The 1,066-nt window shown below is 63.1% G+C and carries 1 protein-coding gene and 1 pseudogene; both read left to right on the forward strand.

Annotated elements, in window-relative coordinates:
• The coding region (locus L9Z73_RS31060; RefSeq protein WP_247408818.1) for an MFS transporter at positions 1-590 on the forward strand (590 nt) is incomplete at its 5' end.
• Positions 591-660: 70 nt separating this feature from the next.
• Positions 661-1,066: pseudogene (locus L9Z73_RS31065) on the forward strand (MFS transporter); the annotation flags it as partial.

The raw sequence follows: 1,066 nt of genomic DNA on the forward strand, positions 1-1,066 counted from the left end.
TGGACTTGTTCAGGCGCCCGGTGTTTGCACTGTCTTCGCTCACGGCGATCTGCGCCTTCAGCGCCCAAGGCCTGGCCTTTGTCTCGCTGCCGTTTCTGCTGCAGGCGGTGCTTGGGCACAGCCAGGTGGAAACCGGTTTTCTGATGACGCCCTGGCCGGCGGTCGTGGCGGTGATGGCGTTGGTCGCCGGGCGTCTGGCAGACCGCGTGTCCCTGGGCCTGTTGTGCGGGATCGGCCTGTTGATGCTGAGCGTGGGCATGGCGGCCCTGGCGACGTTGCACAATGACGCATCGGCGTTCGACATCGGCTGGCGCATGGCCTTGTGCGGGGCCGGTTTCGGGTTCTTCCAGTCGCCCAATCTCAAGGCATTGATGACCAGCGCACCCTTGGCGCGCAGTGGTGGGGCCAGTGGCATTGTGGCGATCTCGCGGTTGTTGGGGCAGACGCTGGGAGCGTCGCTGGTGGCTTTGTGTTTTCACTGGTCCCTGGGCAGCGGCCCGCACTACGCATTGTGGTTGGGCTGTGCGTTTGCGTTGGTGGGCTGTGTGGCCAGCGGCCTGCGGTTGTTGCCGTATGACAAAAAGGTTTAATCGAGCGTTGTAAAAAGCCGTTCGAGAAGGCTACGGTGGCGACCTGAATATTTCGGGATGTTTCAGATTTATGTCAAGCCAGGCCCAACGTACTGCCGACATCACCTCCCGCCGCGCCGCGCTGACCTTGGCGTTATGCCTGCCCAGTGACGTGTTGCTTTATCTGCTGCTGCCCATGGAATCCCAGGCGTTCGGCATCACGTTGGCCCAGGCCGGGGTGCTGCTGGCGGCCAACCGACTGGTGCGGATTTTCGGTTACCGGCATGTGCTTAATTTCTATGCCCGCCACGGCGATCGTCTGACCTGCATGATCGCCGCCGGTGCCGCGATGCTGTGCGCCCTGGGTAACTCGCTGCTGTCGGGCTTCGCTGCATTGTTGGGGTTGCGGCTGGTCTGGGGCTTGTGTTTTGCGGCGTTGAATCTGTCGACCCAAGTACTGGCGACCGCCGAGCCGACGGGCGCCGCACGCCGGGCAG

It is taken from the genome of Pseudomonas emilianonis (genome assembly GCF_023072625.1).
Taxonomy (GTDB): Bacteria; Pseudomonadota; Gammaproteobacteria; order Pseudomonadales; family Pseudomonadaceae; genus Aquipseudomonas; species Aquipseudomonas paraveronii.